12 protein-coding genes are annotated in these 15,834 nt (G+C 76.2%); 5 read left to right on the top strand and 7 right to left on the bottom strand.

All coding sequences use genetic code 11. The features are described 5' to 3' along the window. Window positions 1–67: 67 nt before the first annotated feature. From BLW85_RS08885 to BLW85_RS08900, 4 genes are all read right to left on the bottom strand, one after another. A complete protein-coding gene (locus tag BLW85_RS08885; RefSeq protein ID WP_074991775.1) occupies window positions 68–4,702 on the bottom strand; it encodes a hypothetical protein in 4,635 nt (1,544 codons plus the stop codon). 54 nt (window positions 4,703–4,756) lie between these two features. Then, window positions 4,757–5,635: a hypothetical protein gene (locus BLW85_RS08890; protein WP_070029985.1), complete on the bottom strand. Its 879-nt coding sequence runs from the start codon at window positions 5,633–5,635 to the stop codon at window positions 4,757–4,759. Window positions 5,636–5,666: 31 nt separating this feature from the next. Continuing rightward, entirely contained in the window at window positions 5,667–7,190 is a 1,524-nt protein-coding gene (locus BLW85_RS08895; protein WP_074991776.1) for a hypothetical protein, read from the bottom strand. Between the two features lie 82 nt (window positions 7,191–7,272). Then, the gene (locus BLW85_RS08900) at window positions 7,273–7,974 is read right to left on the bottom strand and encodes a GntR family transcriptional regulator (RefSeq protein ID WP_074991777.1); all 702 of its coding nucleotides are present in this window, start codon (window positions 7,972–7,974) and stop codon (window positions 7,273–7,275) included. 125 nt (window positions 7,975–8,099) lie between these two features. On the opposite strand from BLW85_RS08900, the gene BLW85_RS08905 reads away from it, so the two are divergent. The 5 genes from BLW85_RS08905 to BLW85_RS08925 are packed head-to-tail and all read left to right on the top strand — an operon-like array spanning window position 8,100 to window position 12,567. Further along, on the top strand, window positions 8,100–9,404 hold the full coding sequence (locus tag BLW85_RS08905) for an MFS transporter (RefSeq protein WP_074991778.1): 1,305 nt from the start codon (window positions 8,100–8,102) through the stop codon (window positions 9,402–9,404). A 5-nt stretch (window positions 9,405–9,409) separates the two neighbouring features. Then, window positions 9,410–10,240 carry a putative hydro-lyase gene (locus BLW85_RS08910; RefSeq protein ID WP_074991779.1) on the top strand — a complete coding sequence of 277 codons (831 nt, stop codon included), beginning with the start codon at window positions 9,410–9,412 and terminating at the stop codon, window positions 10,238–10,240. Between the two features lie 50 nt (window positions 10,241–10,290). Further along, on the top strand, window positions 10,291–11,049 hold the full coding sequence (locus BLW85_RS08915) for a LamB/YcsF family protein (protein WP_074991780.1): 759 nt from the start codon (window positions 10,291–10,293) through the stop codon (window positions 11,047–11,049). Then, window positions 11,046–11,663, top strand: coding sequence for a 5-oxoprolinase subunit B family protein (locus tag BLW85_RS08920; protein ID WP_070029991.1), 618 nt, complete (start codon window positions 11,046–11,048; stop codon window positions 11,661–11,663). Before BLW85_RS08915 ends, BLW85_RS08920 begins: the two co-directional genes overlap by 4 nt. A gap of 34 nt (window positions 11,664–11,697) precedes the next feature. After that, a complete protein-coding gene (locus BLW85_RS08925) occupies window positions 11,698–12,567 on the top strand; it encodes a 5-oxoprolinase subunit C family protein (protein ID WP_074991781.1) in 870 nt (289 codons plus the stop codon). A 97-nt stretch (window positions 12,568–12,664) separates the two neighbouring features. Here BLW85_RS08925 and BLW85_RS08930 read toward each other — a convergent pair whose 3' ends face one another. Genes BLW85_RS08930 through BLW85_RS08940 form a run of 3 tightly spaced genes read right to left on the bottom strand, consistent with a single transcriptional unit; the run spans window position 12,665 to window position 15,824 of the window. Further along, window positions 12,665–13,528 (bottom strand): SGNH/GDSL hydrolase family protein, encoded by an 864-nt coding sequence (locus BLW85_RS08930; protein ID WP_074991782.1) that lies wholly within the window; start codon window positions 13,526–13,528, stop codon window positions 12,665–12,667. Continuing rightward, window positions 13,525–14,700 (bottom strand): glycosyltransferase, encoded by a 1,176-nt coding sequence (locus BLW85_RS08935; protein ID WP_074991783.1) that lies wholly within the window; start codon window positions 14,698–14,700, stop codon window positions 13,525–13,527. The genes BLW85_RS08930 and BLW85_RS08935 overlap by 4 nt, the downstream gene beginning before the upstream one ends. Further along, window positions 14,697–15,824 (bottom strand): glycosyltransferase family 4 protein, encoded by a 1,128-nt coding sequence (locus tag BLW85_RS08940; protein ID WP_070029995.1) that lies wholly within the window; start codon window positions 15,822–15,824, stop codon window positions 14,697–14,699. Before BLW85_RS08940 ends, BLW85_RS08935 begins: the two co-directional genes overlap by 4 nt. Window positions 15,825–15,834: the final 10 nt, after the last annotated feature.

Below are 15,834 nucleotides of genomic sequence, written 5' to 3' on the forward strand. Positions count from 1 at the left end.
GTTCGCACAGCCCCTCGTGCCCCGCGCGACAGCGGGCGCCCGGGCCGTTCTCCCGGGCGCCCGGTGCTCACGCCGGCTTCTTGTACATCCGGGTCGCCGTGATCTCGCTGTGCACCGCCTCGCCCGCCTGCGGCTGCTGCGGCAGGCCGGGGCGCAGGTGCTCCTCCACGCTGATGTACTTCAGGCCCGCCCTGAGGTCCGCGTCATTGCGCAGCCGGATCACCAGGGGGAACTCGGCGAGCGCCGTGGTGTCGAACAGGCCCGTGGTGTACAGGAGCTGGACACCGAGGGCGTCGGAGACGGCGCGCTGGAGTTCCAGCAGGTAGGTCGCGTTGGCGCGGCCGATCGGGTTGTCCAGGAACAGCGTGCCCGCGTGCCGGTGCTTGTCGCGGCCCCGGTCGTTGGAGCGCAGCGCGGCCATCGTGCAGTAGAGGGCGATGGCCGCGGTGAGCAGCTGGCCGCCGGAGAAGACGTCGCCCATCTGGCCGACGGGGACCCGCTCGGCGCGCAGCACCGCGTCCGGCTTGAGGATCTCGACGGCCACGCCCTTGGGCTGGAGCGCAGCCGCGACACCGCGCAGCAGCAGGGACATGCCGTCGCGGCGCAGATCGGAGTTCTTCTTGACGGCCGCGCGGGTGGCGTCGTCGATGACCTCGCCGAGCCGCTCGGTCAGCGTGGCCTGGTCGGGCTCCTCGAAGCGGATGCGCAGGAACTCCTGACCCGACCACTCGCCGAGGCCCTCGGGCAGCCGGGACAGGCGCTGGGCGGAGCGCAGGGTGGCCAGCGCCGACTCCACGAGGCCGCGCAGCCGGTCCACGATCGAGTCGCGGTTGCGTTCCAGCTGGGCCAGTTCGTCGGTGAGCACGCGCAGCCGGGGCGCGAAGGCGTCCGCCCACTTCTGCGCGTGCTCGGGCAGCGCGGCGGCGGGCAGCTCGCGGATCTGCTGCCGGGCGGGGGTGCGGACCTGCTCGTAGCGGGTGGAGTTGGCGTGCCGGACCAGGACGTCGCTCGCCTCGCGCACGGCGGCCTCGGCGGCGGACAGGTCGGCGGCGCAGCCGCGCAGCGAGCGGCGGGCCTCGGCGGCGGACTGCCGGGCCTCCTCCAGGCTGCCCGGGTACGGCTCGGGGGCCTCCTGCTCCTCGTCGCCGGCCTGCTCGCGCAGCAGGTCGCGGAGCATCGCGGCGATCTCGTCGAAGCCGCCGGCCGCGTCCTCGGCGGCGCGGTGGGCCGCCAGCAGTTCGGCGTGGGCGTCCCGCGCCTCGGCCAACGCGGCGGTGCGGGCGGCCAGTTCACCGGTGGCGGTGCGCAGCAGCGCCTGGGCGTGCTCGGCGTCGCGCGGCTCCTGGTCCTCGGGCAGCCGGGTGTGCGCCTCGCCGTCCTCGGGTGCGTGCCGCTCGGCCTCGCCGCGCAGCCGGCCGAGCTGCTCGCTCGCCGTGGACATGCGGGTCTCCAGGAGCTGCACCAACTCCTCGGCGCGGGCGGCGGCGGCCTGCCGGGACGGCCCGTCGGAGCCGTCGGGCGATTCGAGCAGCTGCTCGGCACGGGTGCGGACCTTGTTGCTGAGCCGGTCCAGTTCGGCGCGGGCGGCACTCTCGTCGCTCTCCGCGCGGGCCTGCTCGGCGCGCAGGTCGGCGCCGACACCGACCTTCTCGTACACCTGGGAGGCGGCGCGGTAGGCCTCGCGCAGGGCGGGCAGGGACGCCTTGGGGGCGTCCTCGTCCAGGGCCGGTACGTCGTCGGGGGCGCCGGCGATCTCGGAGCGTTCGGCGCGCAGGGCGCGGGCGGTGCGGCGGGCGTCGTCGGCGGCGCGCTGGGCGGCGCGCCGGTCCTCGTCGGCGGCGCGGGCGCGTTCCAGACAGGTCTGGGCGCGGGCCTCGGACTCGGCGGCCTCGTCGGCGAGTTCGCGCAGCCGGGCCTGCCAGCCGGCGCGTTCGCGCAGCCGGAAGGCGAGTCCGGCGAGGGCGTCCGCGGCACGGCGGGCCTTCTGGGCGGCCTCCTGCCGTTCGTCGCGGAGCCGGGCGGCCTCGGCGGCGGCCTCCTCGGCCTCGGCGCGCGCGGTGCGGGCCTCGGCCAGCTCGGCCTCGGACTCCTCGGCGAAGGCGCGGGCCTCCTCGGCGGCGCGGGCCAGTTCGGCGAGGCGGCCCGCGGGGCAGCCGGTGCGCCAGGAGGCGAGCCGGGCGGCGAGTTCGCGGTCCTTGCCGAGCCGGGCGGCGAGCACCCGGATCTCCTCGTCGCGCGCGGTGGCGCGGGCGCGCAGGGCCTGGCGTTCCTCGTCGGCGGCGTGCTCGTCGTGCATGGCCGGGTTCGGCGGCACCAGGAACACGCCGGTGGGCTCGGTGCCCTCGGCGGGGGTCGGGGCGAGCAGCGCGGCGGCGGTGCCGACGGCCACGGCGGAGCGGGGCAGCAGGGCGGCGTCGCTCAGTGCCTCGCGGGCCCGGGCGTGGGTGTCGGGGTCGGTGATGATCACGCCGTCGACCAGTTCCGGGCGGGCGGCGAGCACCCGCGCGTGGTCGGCGGGGTCCACGGCCTGCGCGAGATAGCGCCAGCCGGGCAGTGCGGGGATGCCGTGCTCGCCGAGGAACTCGACGGTGGCCAGCACATCGGGTCCGGGCGGCAGCAGTCCGCCGTCGCCCAGGGCGCCGAGGATGCGGGCGTCGTCGGCGGCGGCCGTGCGCAGCTCGAAGAGCTGGCGTTCGGCGGTGCCGACGGCGTCGGTCAGCAGTTCGCTCAACTCGTCGGCGTAGCGGTCGAGTTCGGCGGCGGTCAGCGGGCCGCCGGGGGCGTCGTCCCGGTCCGCGCGGGGGCCGGCGTCGGCCTCCTCGGTGCGCTGGGCGGGCAGACCGGCGCGGGCCGCCGTGCCGGGCAGGCCCAGCAGTTCGGCGAGGCGTTCCTCCGCGGCCAGGGATTCGGCGAGGCGCCGCTCGGCCTCGTGGGCGCGCTCGGCGGCGGTCGCGGCGTCGGCGGCGCGGGCCGCGGTCAGCTCGGCGCGGGATTCCGCGGCGGCGGCCTCACGGGCCTGCTCGGCGGCCTTGCGGGCGGCCTCGCGGGCGGTGTCCCAGGCGGCGACGGCGCTCTTCTCGGCGTCGGCGGCGGCGAGCGCGGCGCGGGCCGGGTCGGCGTCCGGGGCGCTGTCGTCCAGCCAGCCGGCCCGGACCGCCTCGGCGGTCTCCTGCTCGACCTCGGCGAGCCGCTGGCGCAGGTGCCCGGCCTCGCTGCGGGCGCGCTGGGCCTCGGTGGCGGCGGCGGTGGAGTCGCGGTAGGCCGAGTCGCCGGCCTCCTGGAGGGCGGCGGAGCGCTCCTCGCCCTCGTTGGCCAGGTTCTCGGCGTTCTCGGCGGCCGCGTGCAGGGCGCGTACGAGGTCCACGGCGGCCTTGGCGCGGGCGGCCAGGGCGGGGGCCGCGTCCCGTTCGGCCTCCTGGATGGCGGCGGAGACGCGGGCGACGCGGTCGGCGGCGGCGCGGTGGCGCAGCACGGCCTCGGCGGCCTGCCAGGCGGAGTGCAGGGTGCGCGCGTCGGCCAGCTCGCGCTTCTGCGCGGCGGCGGCCTTCTCGGCGGCGGCGAGGGCCAACGAGGCGTGCCGGTAGGCGAGTTCGGCGGCGATCAGGGAGCTGCGCTCGCGGGCGCCCTCGGAGTGGGTGACGGCGTACGCGGCGGCGGTGACCCGCTGGGCGAGGTCGGTGGCCCGGATCCGTTCCTGGACGGCGCGCGCGGACAGCCGCCGGGCGAGGGTGCGGGTGCGGCGCTCTGCTCCGGCGTGGATGTCGCGGGCGCGGGCGCGGGCGTCGGCGGCGTCCACGATCCGGCCGAGCAGGTCGACGGAGCCGGCCGTGAAGTCCCGTTCGGCGATCAGTTCGGCGCGCCGGCCGAGCTTGTTGCCGAAGCCGCTGACGAGGTCGGCGAGGCCGTCGGTGTCCCGGGTGTCGGTGACCGCGCGCAGCAGCAGGTCGGTGAAGTCGGAGTCCTTCTTGACCGCGAAGAGACCGGCCGCCTCGCCCTCGTCGGCGTTCATCTCCCGCTGGTAGCGGAAGAGTTCGGGGTCGAGACCGAGTTCGCCGAGGTGGTCGGTCCAGCGCTCGTGGATCTCCTCCCAGTGCACCTCCAGGTGCGGGTAGGCCTTGCCCGCCTCCATCAGGGCGTCGCGGAAACCCTTCATGGTGCGGCGGCGGCCCTGGGCGCCCGAGGCGCCCTCCACGGGCGGCCGTACGGCGGTGGACTCGGCGACCGGGAGGTTGTCCAGGCTGAGTCCGGGACCGGGCCGGAAGGAGTACCAGGCCTCGGCGAACTTGCGCGGGTCGTTGGAGACCTGGCGGCCGCGCCACTCGCTGACCTTGCCGACCACGACGCACTCGCCGGTCAGCACGTGCTGCCACTCCAGGGCCACGTGGCCGCAGTCGTCGGCGAGCAGGAACTTGCGCAGTACGCCGGAACTGGCGCCGCCGAGGGTGTTGCGGTGGCCGGGCAGCATCACCGAGAAGATCAGCTTGAGCAGCACGGACTTGCCGCCGCCGTTCTCCAGGAAGAGCACGCCCGCGGGCGCGGGCCGGCGCGGCGGCCCGGACGGCTCCTCCTCGAAGAACTCCGCCTGGGTGGGCGCCGGATCGGGCACGGGCTCGCCGACGCCCCGCAGGTCAAGCACGGTGTCGGCGTAGCGCGCACCGGCGGGTCCGATGGAATAGAGGCGGACCCGGGACAGCTCGTACATGGCGGACTCTCGTAAGTCTGGTTCAGGTGCGGTCGTTCGAGGGCGCTTCGCGCGTCAGGAGTGGAAGGGCAGGCCCGCGTCGGCCACCAGTTCCAGGTCGTCGGTGTCCTCGGCGGGCAGCAGGCTGGCGCTGCCGTCGGTCACCGGGACCACGCCCAGGTCCAGCAGTTCGGCCATGGCGGCGGTGCCGGCCATGTCGCGGACCTGGAGCTGGTAGCGGGCGGTGGTGCGGTAGGTGCCGCCGCTGTCGTCGCCGGTGCGCTGGAGGAAGCCGGAGTCGGTGAGGAAGGCGAGGGCCTTGGCGACGATGCCGGTGGTGGAGGAGGCGGGCCGGCGGGCGTCCTTGGTGGCGCCGGTGGCGCTGCGCCTGGCCCAGATCCGCCAGGCGGCCTCCAGGCCGGGCGCGTCGGTCGCGGGGTCGGTGTTCTCGCCCTGTTCCTCGGCGCGCTCCTCGATGCGGCGGCAGGCCTGGCGGACGAACGCGTCCACGCCGTTGACCGTGACCCGGCCGATGTAGCCGTCGTCGGCGAGGTCCTCGGGGCGCGGGAAGGCGAGGGCGGCGACGGCGAGATGGGCGAGTCCGTGCAGGAAGCGGTCGCCGGAGTCGGCGGTGGTGCGACGCGCGTAGTCGCCCATGCGGACGGCGAACACGGAGTCCTCGGCGGCGGTCACGGCCATGCCCGCGCGCGGGGACACCTCCAGGACGACCAGGCCCAGGCCGGTGGCGACGGCGTCGGCGAGCCGGGCGAACGCCGGGTCCTCGCGGTAGCGGCGCAGCAGCTCGGTGTAGTCCTGGTCGCGGGCGGGCTGCAGCTTGGGCTGGAGCCCGTAGGCCACGAGCCGCGCCGCGTCGGCGGCGTCGGCGGGGGTGACGGCGGAGGTGGCCGGCGGGGCCGGGGCCTCGGTGTCACTCCACTCGACGTGCTCGCTCACGGCTTTGACTCCTTGTCGCTTTCTGACTTGCTCATGCTGCCCGGTCCGCCGCCATGCCCGCCGCGTCCAGCAGCGCCATGCCGACGATCAGGTCGGCGCCGCCGAACTCCGGGTCGTCCAGTTCGGTGCCGTCGTCCACGGCGAACAGCAATTTCTCCTCGCCCTGCCGGTAGGCGGTGCCGACGGCGGGGCTGGCCGCGTGGACCGCCAGCAGGGCGACCAGGTAGGCCAGATCGGGGTCCCCGGATCGCCGGGCCTCGGCCAGCAGTCCGGACAGCCGGCGCGGGGCGTCGGCGGGCAGGTCCAGCAGCTCCATGGCGGCGGCCAGCTGCTCCTCGCTGAACCGGCTGTCGTCCGGGGTCGCGATCAGGTCGGGCTCGGGCATCTCCGCGCCCAGGTGCTCGCGCTCCACGGGCGGCGTCAGGAGTATGTCCACGAGGTCGGCGACGCGCACCGCCACCGGGGTGCGCAGGCCGGTGCCGTGCGCGAAGAAGGCGTCCGTGACCCGGGTCGCCTCCGCGACGGGCAGCGGCAGCACGGGGGCGACGAGGTGGCCGTACAGGTCGATCCCGGAGGTGGTCGCGGGGGTGGCGAAGGCCTGCCGGTCCTGCTCGGCGCGGAACAGCGGGCCCGCCTCCAGCAGGCGCGACTGGAGCTGGGTGTGCCGGCGGATGCAGTCCTTGACGATGTCGACCAGTTCGGCGGCGCGCCGCTTGTGCTCGGGCTCCTCGGTCTCGTCGCGGGCCTTGCGGATGTTGGTGAGGATCGCGTTCTCGTGGCGGTAGCGGTCGGCCACGTGGTCCAGGGCCTCGGCGATCATGTCGGGGACGGCGTTGAGCCAGTCGACCGCGCGGACGTTGCGCCGGGTGGCCTCCAGGGCTCGGCGCAGGGTCTCGGAGTACTGCACCGTGCGGTAGCGGGCCTGCTCGGCGGCGAGCTGGGCGTCGGCGAGCCTGCCCCGGTTGATCAGCACCTCCAGCTTGACCTCGGCCGCGATCTGGGCGCTGGTGACGTCGGTGTCGAGGGCGCCGACCAGGACGTTGACCGCCTCGTCGGTGGTGCGCAGGTACACCGTGCCGCCGGGGCCGGGCACCTCCTCGATCAGCTTGAAGTCGTAGTCGCGGCGGACGTAGGTGCCGTCCGCGGCGAAGGTGCCGTAGACGGCGCGGAAGCCGCGGTCCACGCTGCCGACGTTGATCAGGTTCTCCAGCACCCAGCGGGCCACCCGCTCGTGCTCGGCGGCGGGCCGCCGGGGGGCCTGGGCGGCGATGCGCGGGATCAGCCGGGCGACGATCTGCTCGTGGTCGGCGCCGGTGTCGAAGTCCATGTTGAGCGTGACCAGGTCGATGGCGGCGAGCGCCACCTCGGCCATGCCGTACACCGAGTACTCGCCGGCGAGGCTGCCCTTGCGCGCGTCGAGGTCGTGCAGCGGCGCGGTGCAGGCGAGTGCGCGCAGCCGACGCGCCAGCCCCTCGTCGGCGGCCGGGCCCGGCGCGGGGCGCGGGGCGGCGCTGAGCTGGGGCGGAGCGGGTTCCGTCGGTGCGGGGGAAGTCACGGTGCACAGACTAGGTCCTCTGTCTGACATCCACCGAAACGGGAGCCCGCCGAGCCGCCGGCCGAGGTGTGCCCGGCGTTCCTCAGGGGGCGCCTTCCTCGCCGACCCGGCGGCGGTAGACCTCCACCACCCGCTCCAGGGAGTCGGCCAGGTACGTCTCCAGCAGGGTCTCCGCCGCGCGCCGGTCCCCGGCCTGGAGCGCGCGCAGGATCTGGCGGTTCCGGGACAGGTAGGGCTCGTGCAGCCGCCGCGGCTCGTCCACCAGGTGGAAGGCGAGGCGCAGCTCGGCGAAGACGCTGCGCATCAGCTCGGCGGTGCGTTCGCTGCGGGCGAGGGCGACCAGTTCCTGGTGGAAGTGGATGTTGGCCGTACCCACCGTTTTCCAGTCATCCTCGGCGGCCGCCGTCTCGCCCTCGGCGACCGCGTCGGCCATCCCCCGCACGGGGTACGGCGGCTCGCCGAGGCCGCGCACCACGGCGCACTCCACGAGGGAGCGGGTGCGGTAGATGTCCTCGACGTCCTCGACGGTCAGCACCCGCACGAACACGCCCCGGTTGAGCTCGTGCACCAGCAGGCGTTCGTGGGTGAGCAGCCGGAACGCCTCGCGCAGGGTGTTGCGGGAGACGCCGAGCGCCCCGCCGATGCTGTCCTCGGACAGCCGGGTGCCGGGCGGGAAGTACCCGTCCGCGACACGGCTCCTGAGGATGTCCGAAACCCTCTCCGCCGTGCTGGTGCGGCCCAGGAGGGCACGGTCGTCGGCCAGTCCCGCAAGCTGCTCTGCCATGCCCGGAATTCAACCGCAGCCGACGGAACGAGACAACATAGGTATTGAAGGATCGTTGAACGATCCCCTACGGTGCTCGGCACGGCTCGCTTTCCGCACCCTCCGTCCCCTTCTGCGAGGTGCCCATGAGCACGACCCCACCGCCGCCGGCCACCGCTCCTCCGGCCCAACACACCGAGCAGGACGACGCGTTCGGCTGGTTCCGCGACCTCGGCCCGCACGGGCGACGCGCGTTCGCCGGCGCGTTCGGCGGCTATGCCCTGGACTCCTACGACTACTTCACGCTGCCGCTGAGCATGGTGGCGCTCTCCGCGTACTTCGGCCTGGACAGCGGCCAGACCGGTCTGTTCACCACCGTCACCCTGGTGGTCTCGGCCGTCGGCGGCGCCTTGGCGGGCGTGCTCGCCGACCGGGTGGGCCGGGTCCGGGCCCTGGTGCTCACGGTGCTCACCTACGCCGTGTTCACGGTGGCCTGCGGCTTCGCGCCCAGCTACGAGACGCTGCTGGTCTTCCGGGCGCTCCAGGGCCTCGGCTTCGGCGGCGAATGGGCGGTCGGGGCCATCCTGGTGGCCGAGTACGCCTCCGCCCGCCACCGGGGCCGTACGCTCGGCGCGGTCCAGAGCTCCTGGGCCGTCGGCTGGGCGCTGGCCGCCGTCGCCTACACGCTGGTCTTCTCCCTCGCGGGCGACGACCTGGCCTGGCGGGTCATGTTCTGGACCGGCGCGCTGCCCGCGCTGCTGGTGCTGTGGCTGCGGCGCAGCGTGCACGACGCCCCGGTGGCGCTGGCGGCCCGCGAACAGGACCCGCGGCGCGGCTCGTTCACCGCGATCTTCCGGCCGGGCCGCAACGGCGCCCCGGGCCTGCTGCGCACCACGCTCCTGGCCTGCCTGCTGTCCACGGGCGTCCAGGGCGGCTACTACACGCTGGCCACCTGGGTGCCGACGTACCTCAAGACGGAACGCGGCCTGTCCGTGGTCGGCACCGGCGGCTACCTCGCCCTGCTGATCTCCGGCGCGTTCCTCGGCTACCTGACCGGTGGTCACCTCACCGACCGGCTCGGCCGGCGCGCCACCATCTGGCTGTTCGCGCTGCTGTCGGCGGTGTGCGTGCTGGCGTACGCGCACATCCCGCAGGGCGCCGGCACGCTGCTCCTGGTGCTCGGTTTCCCGCTCGGCTTCTGCATGTCGGCGATCTTCAGCGGCTTCGGCTCCTACCTGAGCGAGCTGTACCCGACGGCGGTGCGCGGCACCGGACAGGGCTTCACGTACAACACGGGCCGCGCGGTGGGCGCGGTCTTCCCGACCCTGGTGGGCTTCCTGGCCGACGGCTGGGGCGTGGGCGGTGCGCTGGTCTTCGGCGCGGTCGGCTACGGGCTCGCGGCACTGGCGCTGCTCGGACTGCCCGAGACGCGCGGGAAGGAACTGGCATGACAGGAATGCAGAGCACCGAGGACCGTCCCGTCACCACGGCCGAACGACGGTCGCCCGACTGGAGCCCGCGCACCGCGCGCGCCCGGTTCCGCGCGGGCCTCGCCGGCCCCACGGCCGGGGTCGCGGCCGGCCACACCCAGGCCAACCTGATCGCGGTGCCCGCCGACTGGGCCTACGACATGCTGCTGTTCTGCCAGCGCAACCCCAAGCCCTGTCCGGTGCTGGACGTCACCGACGCCGGTTCCCCGGTGACGGTGCTCGCCGAGGGCGCGGACCTGCGCACCGATCTGCCGCGCTACCGGGTGTGGCAGGACGGCGAACTGGTCGACGAGCCCACCGACGTGCGCGCGTACTGGCGGGACGACCTGGTGGCGTTCCTGATCGGGTGCAGCTTCACCTTCGAGTGGGGACTGGTCCGGGCGGGCGTGCCGATCCGCCATGTCGAGCAGGGCCGCAACGTGCCGATGTACATCACCGACCGGCCGTGCCGCCCGGCGGGCCGGCTGAGCGGGCCGATGGTGGTGTCCATGCGCCCGGTGCCGCCGGGCCGGCTGGGCGCGGCGATCAAGGAGAGCAGCCTGCTGCCGGCCGTGCACGGCGGACCGGTGCACTGCGGGGACCCGGCGGGCCTCGGCATCGCCGACCTCGGCCGGCCGGACTTCGGCGACCCGGTGACCGTCGAGGAGGACGAGATCCCGGTGTTCTGGGCCTGCGGGGTGACCCCCCAGGCGGCCGTGATGGCCTCCCGGCCGCCGTTCGCCATCACGCACGCGCCGGGCCAGATGTTCCTGACCGACGCGCGCGACGAGCAGTACCGGCTGGTCGGCATCGACTGACCGCGCCGCGCCGAAAACGACCCGACGAACCGAAGGACACGGGAACGACCATGACCGCGATCGATCTGAACGCCGACCTCGGCGAGGGCTTCGGCCGCTGGCGGCTCACCGAGGACGAACAGCTGCTGTCCGTCGTCACCAGCGCCAACGTGGCCTGCGGCTTCCACGCCGGGGACGCGGCCACCATGCGCCGCGTCTGCGACCTGGCCGCCGAACGCGGGGTGACGATCGGCGCCCAGGTCTCCTACCGGGACCTCGCCGGGTTCGGACGGCGCGCGATGGAGGTGCCGCCCGCCGAACTGGCGGCCGAAGTTGCCTACCAGATAGGGGCGTTGGAGGTGTTCGCCCGGGCGGCCGGGGCCCGGGTGGCGTACGTCAAGCCGCACGGCGCGCTCTACAACCGGGTGGTGCACGACGAGGAGCAGGCCGGCGCGGTGATCGACGGCGTGCTGCTCGCGGACGCCACGCTGCCGGTGCTCGGCCTGCCCGGCTCCCGGCTGCTGGAACTGGCCCGGAAGGCGGGCCTCGCGGCGGTGCCGGAGGCGTTCGCGGACCGCGCGTACACCGACGAGGGCACGCTGGTGCCGCGCGGCCGGGACGGCGCGGTGGTGAGCGACCCGGAGGCGGTCGTCGAGCGCTCGGTCGGGCTCGCGCGCTCCGGCGTGGTCACCTCGCACTCCGGCGCGCGCATCCAGGTGCACGCCCGCTCGCTGTGCCTGCACGGCGACACGCCCGGCGCGGTCGAGCTGGCCCGGCGGGTGCGGGCGCGCCTGGTGGCGGCGGGCGTGCGGGTGGAGGCCTTCGCATGAGGGCGCTGCCCGTCGGGGAGGACGCGCTGCTGCTGGAGGTGGGCTCGGCCGAGGAGGTGCGGTCGCTGCACGCGGCGCTGCTGCGGCGCCGCGCGGCGGGCACGCTGGCCGTCCGGGAGATCGTGCCGGCCGCGCGCACGGTCCTGCTCGACGGGCTGCCCGACCCGGAGCGCTGGGTGTCCGAACTGACCTCGCCCACCGAGGCGCCGCCCCCGGAGCGGGCGCTGCCGCCGGTGGAACTCCCGGTCCGCTACGACGGCCCCGACCTCGCGGCCGTCGCCGCGCACTGGCAGGTGTCCGAGCGGGAGGTGGCCCGCATCCACGCGGGCACCGAGTTCACGGTCGCCTTCTGCGGATTCGCACCCGGCTTCGGCTACCTCACCGGGCTCCCGGCCCGCTACGACGTCCCGCGCCGGGCCACACCGCGCACGGCGGTCCCGGCCGGCGCGGTCGCGCTCGCGGGACCGTACACCGGGGTGTACCCGCGCACCTCGCCCGGCGGCTGGCAACTGATCGGCACCACCGACGCCCTCCTGTGGGACCACACCCGCGACCCCGCCGCGCTGCTCTCCCCGGGCACACGCGTGCGGTTCGTCCCGGTGGCGGACCGGTGAGCGGCGGGCCGGACGCCGGATTGGTGGAGGAGTCATGACCGACCGTGCTCTCGTCGTCGTACGACCCGGGGCGCTCACCACCGTGCAGGACCTCGGGCGGCCGGGGTACGCGCACCTCGGGGTGCCCCGCTCCGGGGCGCTGGACCCCGGGGCGGCGGCGCTCGTCAACCGGCTGACCGGGAACCCGCCGGACGCGGCCGTGCTGGAGACGACGGTCGACGGCTGTGCCCTGCGCGCCCGTTCCACGGTGACCGTGGCGGTCGGCGGGGCGCCCTGCCCGGTGACGGTGGGCGGCCGGCCGGCGCCCTGGGGCGCGCCCGTCGTGGTCCCGGCCGGTGCGCTCCTGGAGGTGGGCGCGGCGGTGGCCGGGGTGCGCTGCTACGTCGCCGTGCGCGGCGGCATCGCCGTGGAGCCGGTGCTCGGCAGCCGCGCCACCGATCTGCTGTCGGGTCTGGGCCCGGCCCCGCTCGCCGAGGGCACGGTGCTGCCGCTGGGCCGGCCGGCCGGGCCGCCCGCGCGCGTGGACGGGGCGCCGCAGCCGGGCCCGCCCGCCGAGCTGGTGCTGCGGGTGACGCCGGGGCCGCGCGCGGACTGGTTCACCGCGCGGGCGCTGCGCGATCTGGCCACGCGCGCCTACCGGGTGTCCCCGGCGAGCAACCGCATCGGCCTGCGCACCGAGGGCCCGGCCCTGGAGCGGGCCCGGGACGCCGAACTCCCCAGCGAGGGCATGGTGCTGGGCGCCGTGCAGGTACCGCCGGACGGCCGCCCGGTGGTCTTCCTGGCCGACCATCCGACCACCGGTGGCTACCCGGTGATCGCGGTGGTCCGGCCGACCGACCTCGCGGCAGCGGCCCAGGCGGTGCCGGGGACGCCGGTGCGGTTCGTGCCGGTGCGACGGTGGTGAGCGATCAGCCGGCCCCGCCCGCACGCCGGCCGGAGCCCGCCTCCGAGCGACGGCCCCGCTTCCCTCGACCCGCCCCCGCCCGGAACCCCCGCTCCGCTCACCCCGCACCCGCCCCCGCCCGGGCCGCCCCCCGCTCCCGTTCCGGCAAGGCCGCCAGCGCCGCGGACACCGCGGCCGCCGACTCCAGGTCGAGGCGGGCCGTGGTGCCCCGGGCGCGGTGACGCAGTTCCCCGGCGGCCAGGCGCAGCAGCTGGGGCAGCAGGTCGCGGCAGCGCCGGGCCACCCAGGCGGTGCCCGCGGTGGCGAGCCAGCGCAGGCTCGCGCCCCGGGTCGGCGCGGGGAACTCCGGTTCGGGCGAAGGGGGTCGGCCGGTCGCCCGGCCCGCCTCGGTGAGCAGGGCGTGGAAGCGGACGGCGAGCTGCCGGTGCCCGCGCTCCCCGGGGTGCAGCCGGTCGGCGCTCCACAGGGCCCGGTCGGCGATCCAGGCGTGGTCCGCCGCGTGCAGATGGACGGCGCCGTACCGCTCGGACAGGGCGTGCACGACCGCGTTGACCGCGCGCTGCCGGCGGGCCAGCGGACGGGCCAGGGCACCGGGCAGGCCGAGCATCGCGCCGGGGTCGGGCAGGCACGCGGTGAGCAGGGTGGCGCCCTGGCCGGCGCAGGCCGCGTAGACCCGGTCGAGGCGGGCGGTCACCGCGTGGATGTCGAAGGTGTGGCGCAGGGTGTCGTTGACGCCGACGACCACCGCGACCAGGTCCGGGCGCAGGGCGAGGGCGGTCGGGGTCTGTCCTTCCAGCACGTCCCGGGTCTGCGCCCCGCCGGTCGCGAGGTTGGTGAACTCGGTGTCCGGGCCGAGCGAGGCCGCGAGCAGCGCGGCCCAGCCCCGCCGGCCCGCGCCGACGGGGTCGCCCACGCCCTCGGTGAGCGAGTCCCCGAGGGCGACGAAGCGGACGGGCCTCATGCCACGCCCTCCGGCACCGCGCGCCGGGGGCCCGCCGGGTGCGGCGGCCGCGCGTCATGGGCGGCGAGGAACGCCCGCACGGCCGTGTCCCAGCCGAAGCACTCCGCCCGCGCCCGGGCCGCCTCGCGCCGCTCGGGCTCGGGGCGCTCCAGGAGCAGCTCGACGGCGTCGGCGAACGCCTCGCCGCGGTCGGCGGCGCTCGCCCCGGCCGACCCGATGACCTCGGGCAGCGCGGAGGAGGTGCTGGCCACCACGGGCGTGCCGCAGGCCATGGCCTCCAGGGCGGCGAGCCCGAAGGTCTCGGCGGGCCCCGGCGCGAGGGCGAGGTCGGCGGTGGCCTGGAGGGCGCCGAGCGCGGACCGGTCGAAGAGGTGCCCGAGGAAGGTCACCGGCAGCCCCCGTTCCCGGGCGCGCTGCTCCAGCCGGGGCCGCAGCGGCCCGTCCCCCGCGACCACCAGCACCGCCGGGCGGCCGCGCCGTACCAGCGTCTCCAGGGCGTCCAGGGCGGTGCCGGGGCGCTTCTCCACCGACAGCCGGGAGCACAGCACCAGCAGTGCCTCGCCGTCGCGCGCGTGCCGGGTGCGCAGTCCGGGGTCGCGCAGCGCGGGGTGGCGTTCCACCAGGTCGACGCCCAGGGGGGCGCGTACGACGTTGCGCGCGCCGATGCGGACGAACTCGCGCTCGGCGTACTCGGTGGTGCACACCACCCGCGAATAGACGTGCGCGGTACGGGTGTTGAGGGCGTCGGCGGCCCGCCGGGAGAGGTTCTCGGACAGGCCCCAGGTGCGCAGCACCCCGTCGGTGGTCTCGTGGGAGACCATCACGGCGGGCACCCGCGCCCGGCGGGCCCAGCGGCCGGTCCAGCGCAGGGTGGTCCGGTCGGAGACCTCCAGGCGGTCCGGCGCCAGGTCCTCCAGGAGGGCGGCCACCCGCCGCCGGTCGGTCAGCACGCGGTAGCCGCCGGTGCCGGGGAGCAGCGGGCCGGGCAGGGTGATGACCCGGCCCTGTTCGGTGTCGGTGTCGGTGTGCCGGGCGCCGGGCACGATCAGCACCGGTTCGTGGCCCGCCGCCCGGAAGCCCTTGCCGAGCTCGCGCAGGGCGGTGCGCAGGCCCCCGGAGGCGGGCGCGACGAAGTTGGCGAGCCGGACGATGCGCAGCGGCCGGGCGGTCATGCGGCCACCGCCGTCCGGCGCGCGGCGAGGACGTCGCCGTAGTGGCCGATCAGCCGGTCCCCGACGGCGGCCCAGGTGCGGCCCTCGACCAGGGCGCGGGCGGCGGCGCCGAACGCGGCGCGGCGCGCGGGGTCGGCGGCCAGGGCGCGGACGGCGCCTCGGACGGCGTCGGCGTCGCGGGGCGGCACGAGCAGTCCGGTCCGGCCGTGGTCGACCAGGTCGAGGGGGCCGCCGGTGGCCGGCGCGACCACCGGGACGCCGCTGGCCATGGCCTCCTGCACGGTCTGGCAGAAGGTCTCGAAGGGCCCGGTGTGCGCGAACAGGTCCAGCGAGGCGAAGATCCGGGCGAGGTCGTCACCGGTGCGCCTGCCGAGGAAGACGGCGCCGGGCAGGGCCTCGGCCAGCTGGTCGTGGCTGGGTCCGTCGCCGACGACGACGAGCCGGACGCCGTCCAGGCCGCAGACGCCGGCGAGCAGTTCGACGTGCTTCTCGGGGGCGAGCCGGCCGACGTAGCCGACGAGCAGCTCGCCGTTCGGGGCGAGTTCACGGCGCAGCGCCTCGTCCCGGCGATCTGGCCGAAAACGTACGGTGTCCACGCCCCGCGGCCACAGCCGCACCCGGGGCACGCCGTGCTCCGCCAGGTCGCGCAGAGCGGCGCTGGAGGGGGCCAGGGTGCGGTCGGCGGCGGCGTGCACGGAGCGGATGCGGCGCCAGGCGGCGGCCTCTCCGGCGCCCATGTAGGTGCGGGCGTAACCGGCGAGGTCGGTCTGGTAGACGGCGACGGCGGGCAGGCCGAGCCGGGCGGCGGCGGCCATGCCCCGCACGCCGAGGACGAAGGGGCTGGCGAGGTGGACCACGTCGGGGCGGTGGGTGACGAGGGCCGCGGCCAGGCGCCGGCTGGGCAGGGCGACGCGCACCTGGGGGTAGCCGGGGAGCGGGAGGGAGGGGATCCGGACGACGGGACACGGGGCGTCCGTGTCGGGGCCGCTGCCCGGGGCGGGGGCGGGGGCGACGACGAGCGGGTGGTGACCGCGATCTACGAGGTGCCGGGCGGTCTGGAGCGCGCAGTGGGCCACGCCGTTCACATCGGGGGGAAAGGATTCGGTCACGATGACGACACGCATACGGGTGTTG

It is taken from the genome of Streptomyces misionensis (assembly GCF_900104815.1).
GTDB classification, from domain to species: Bacteria; Actinomycetota; Actinomycetes; order Streptomycetales; family Streptomycetaceae; genus Streptomyces; species Streptomyces misionensis.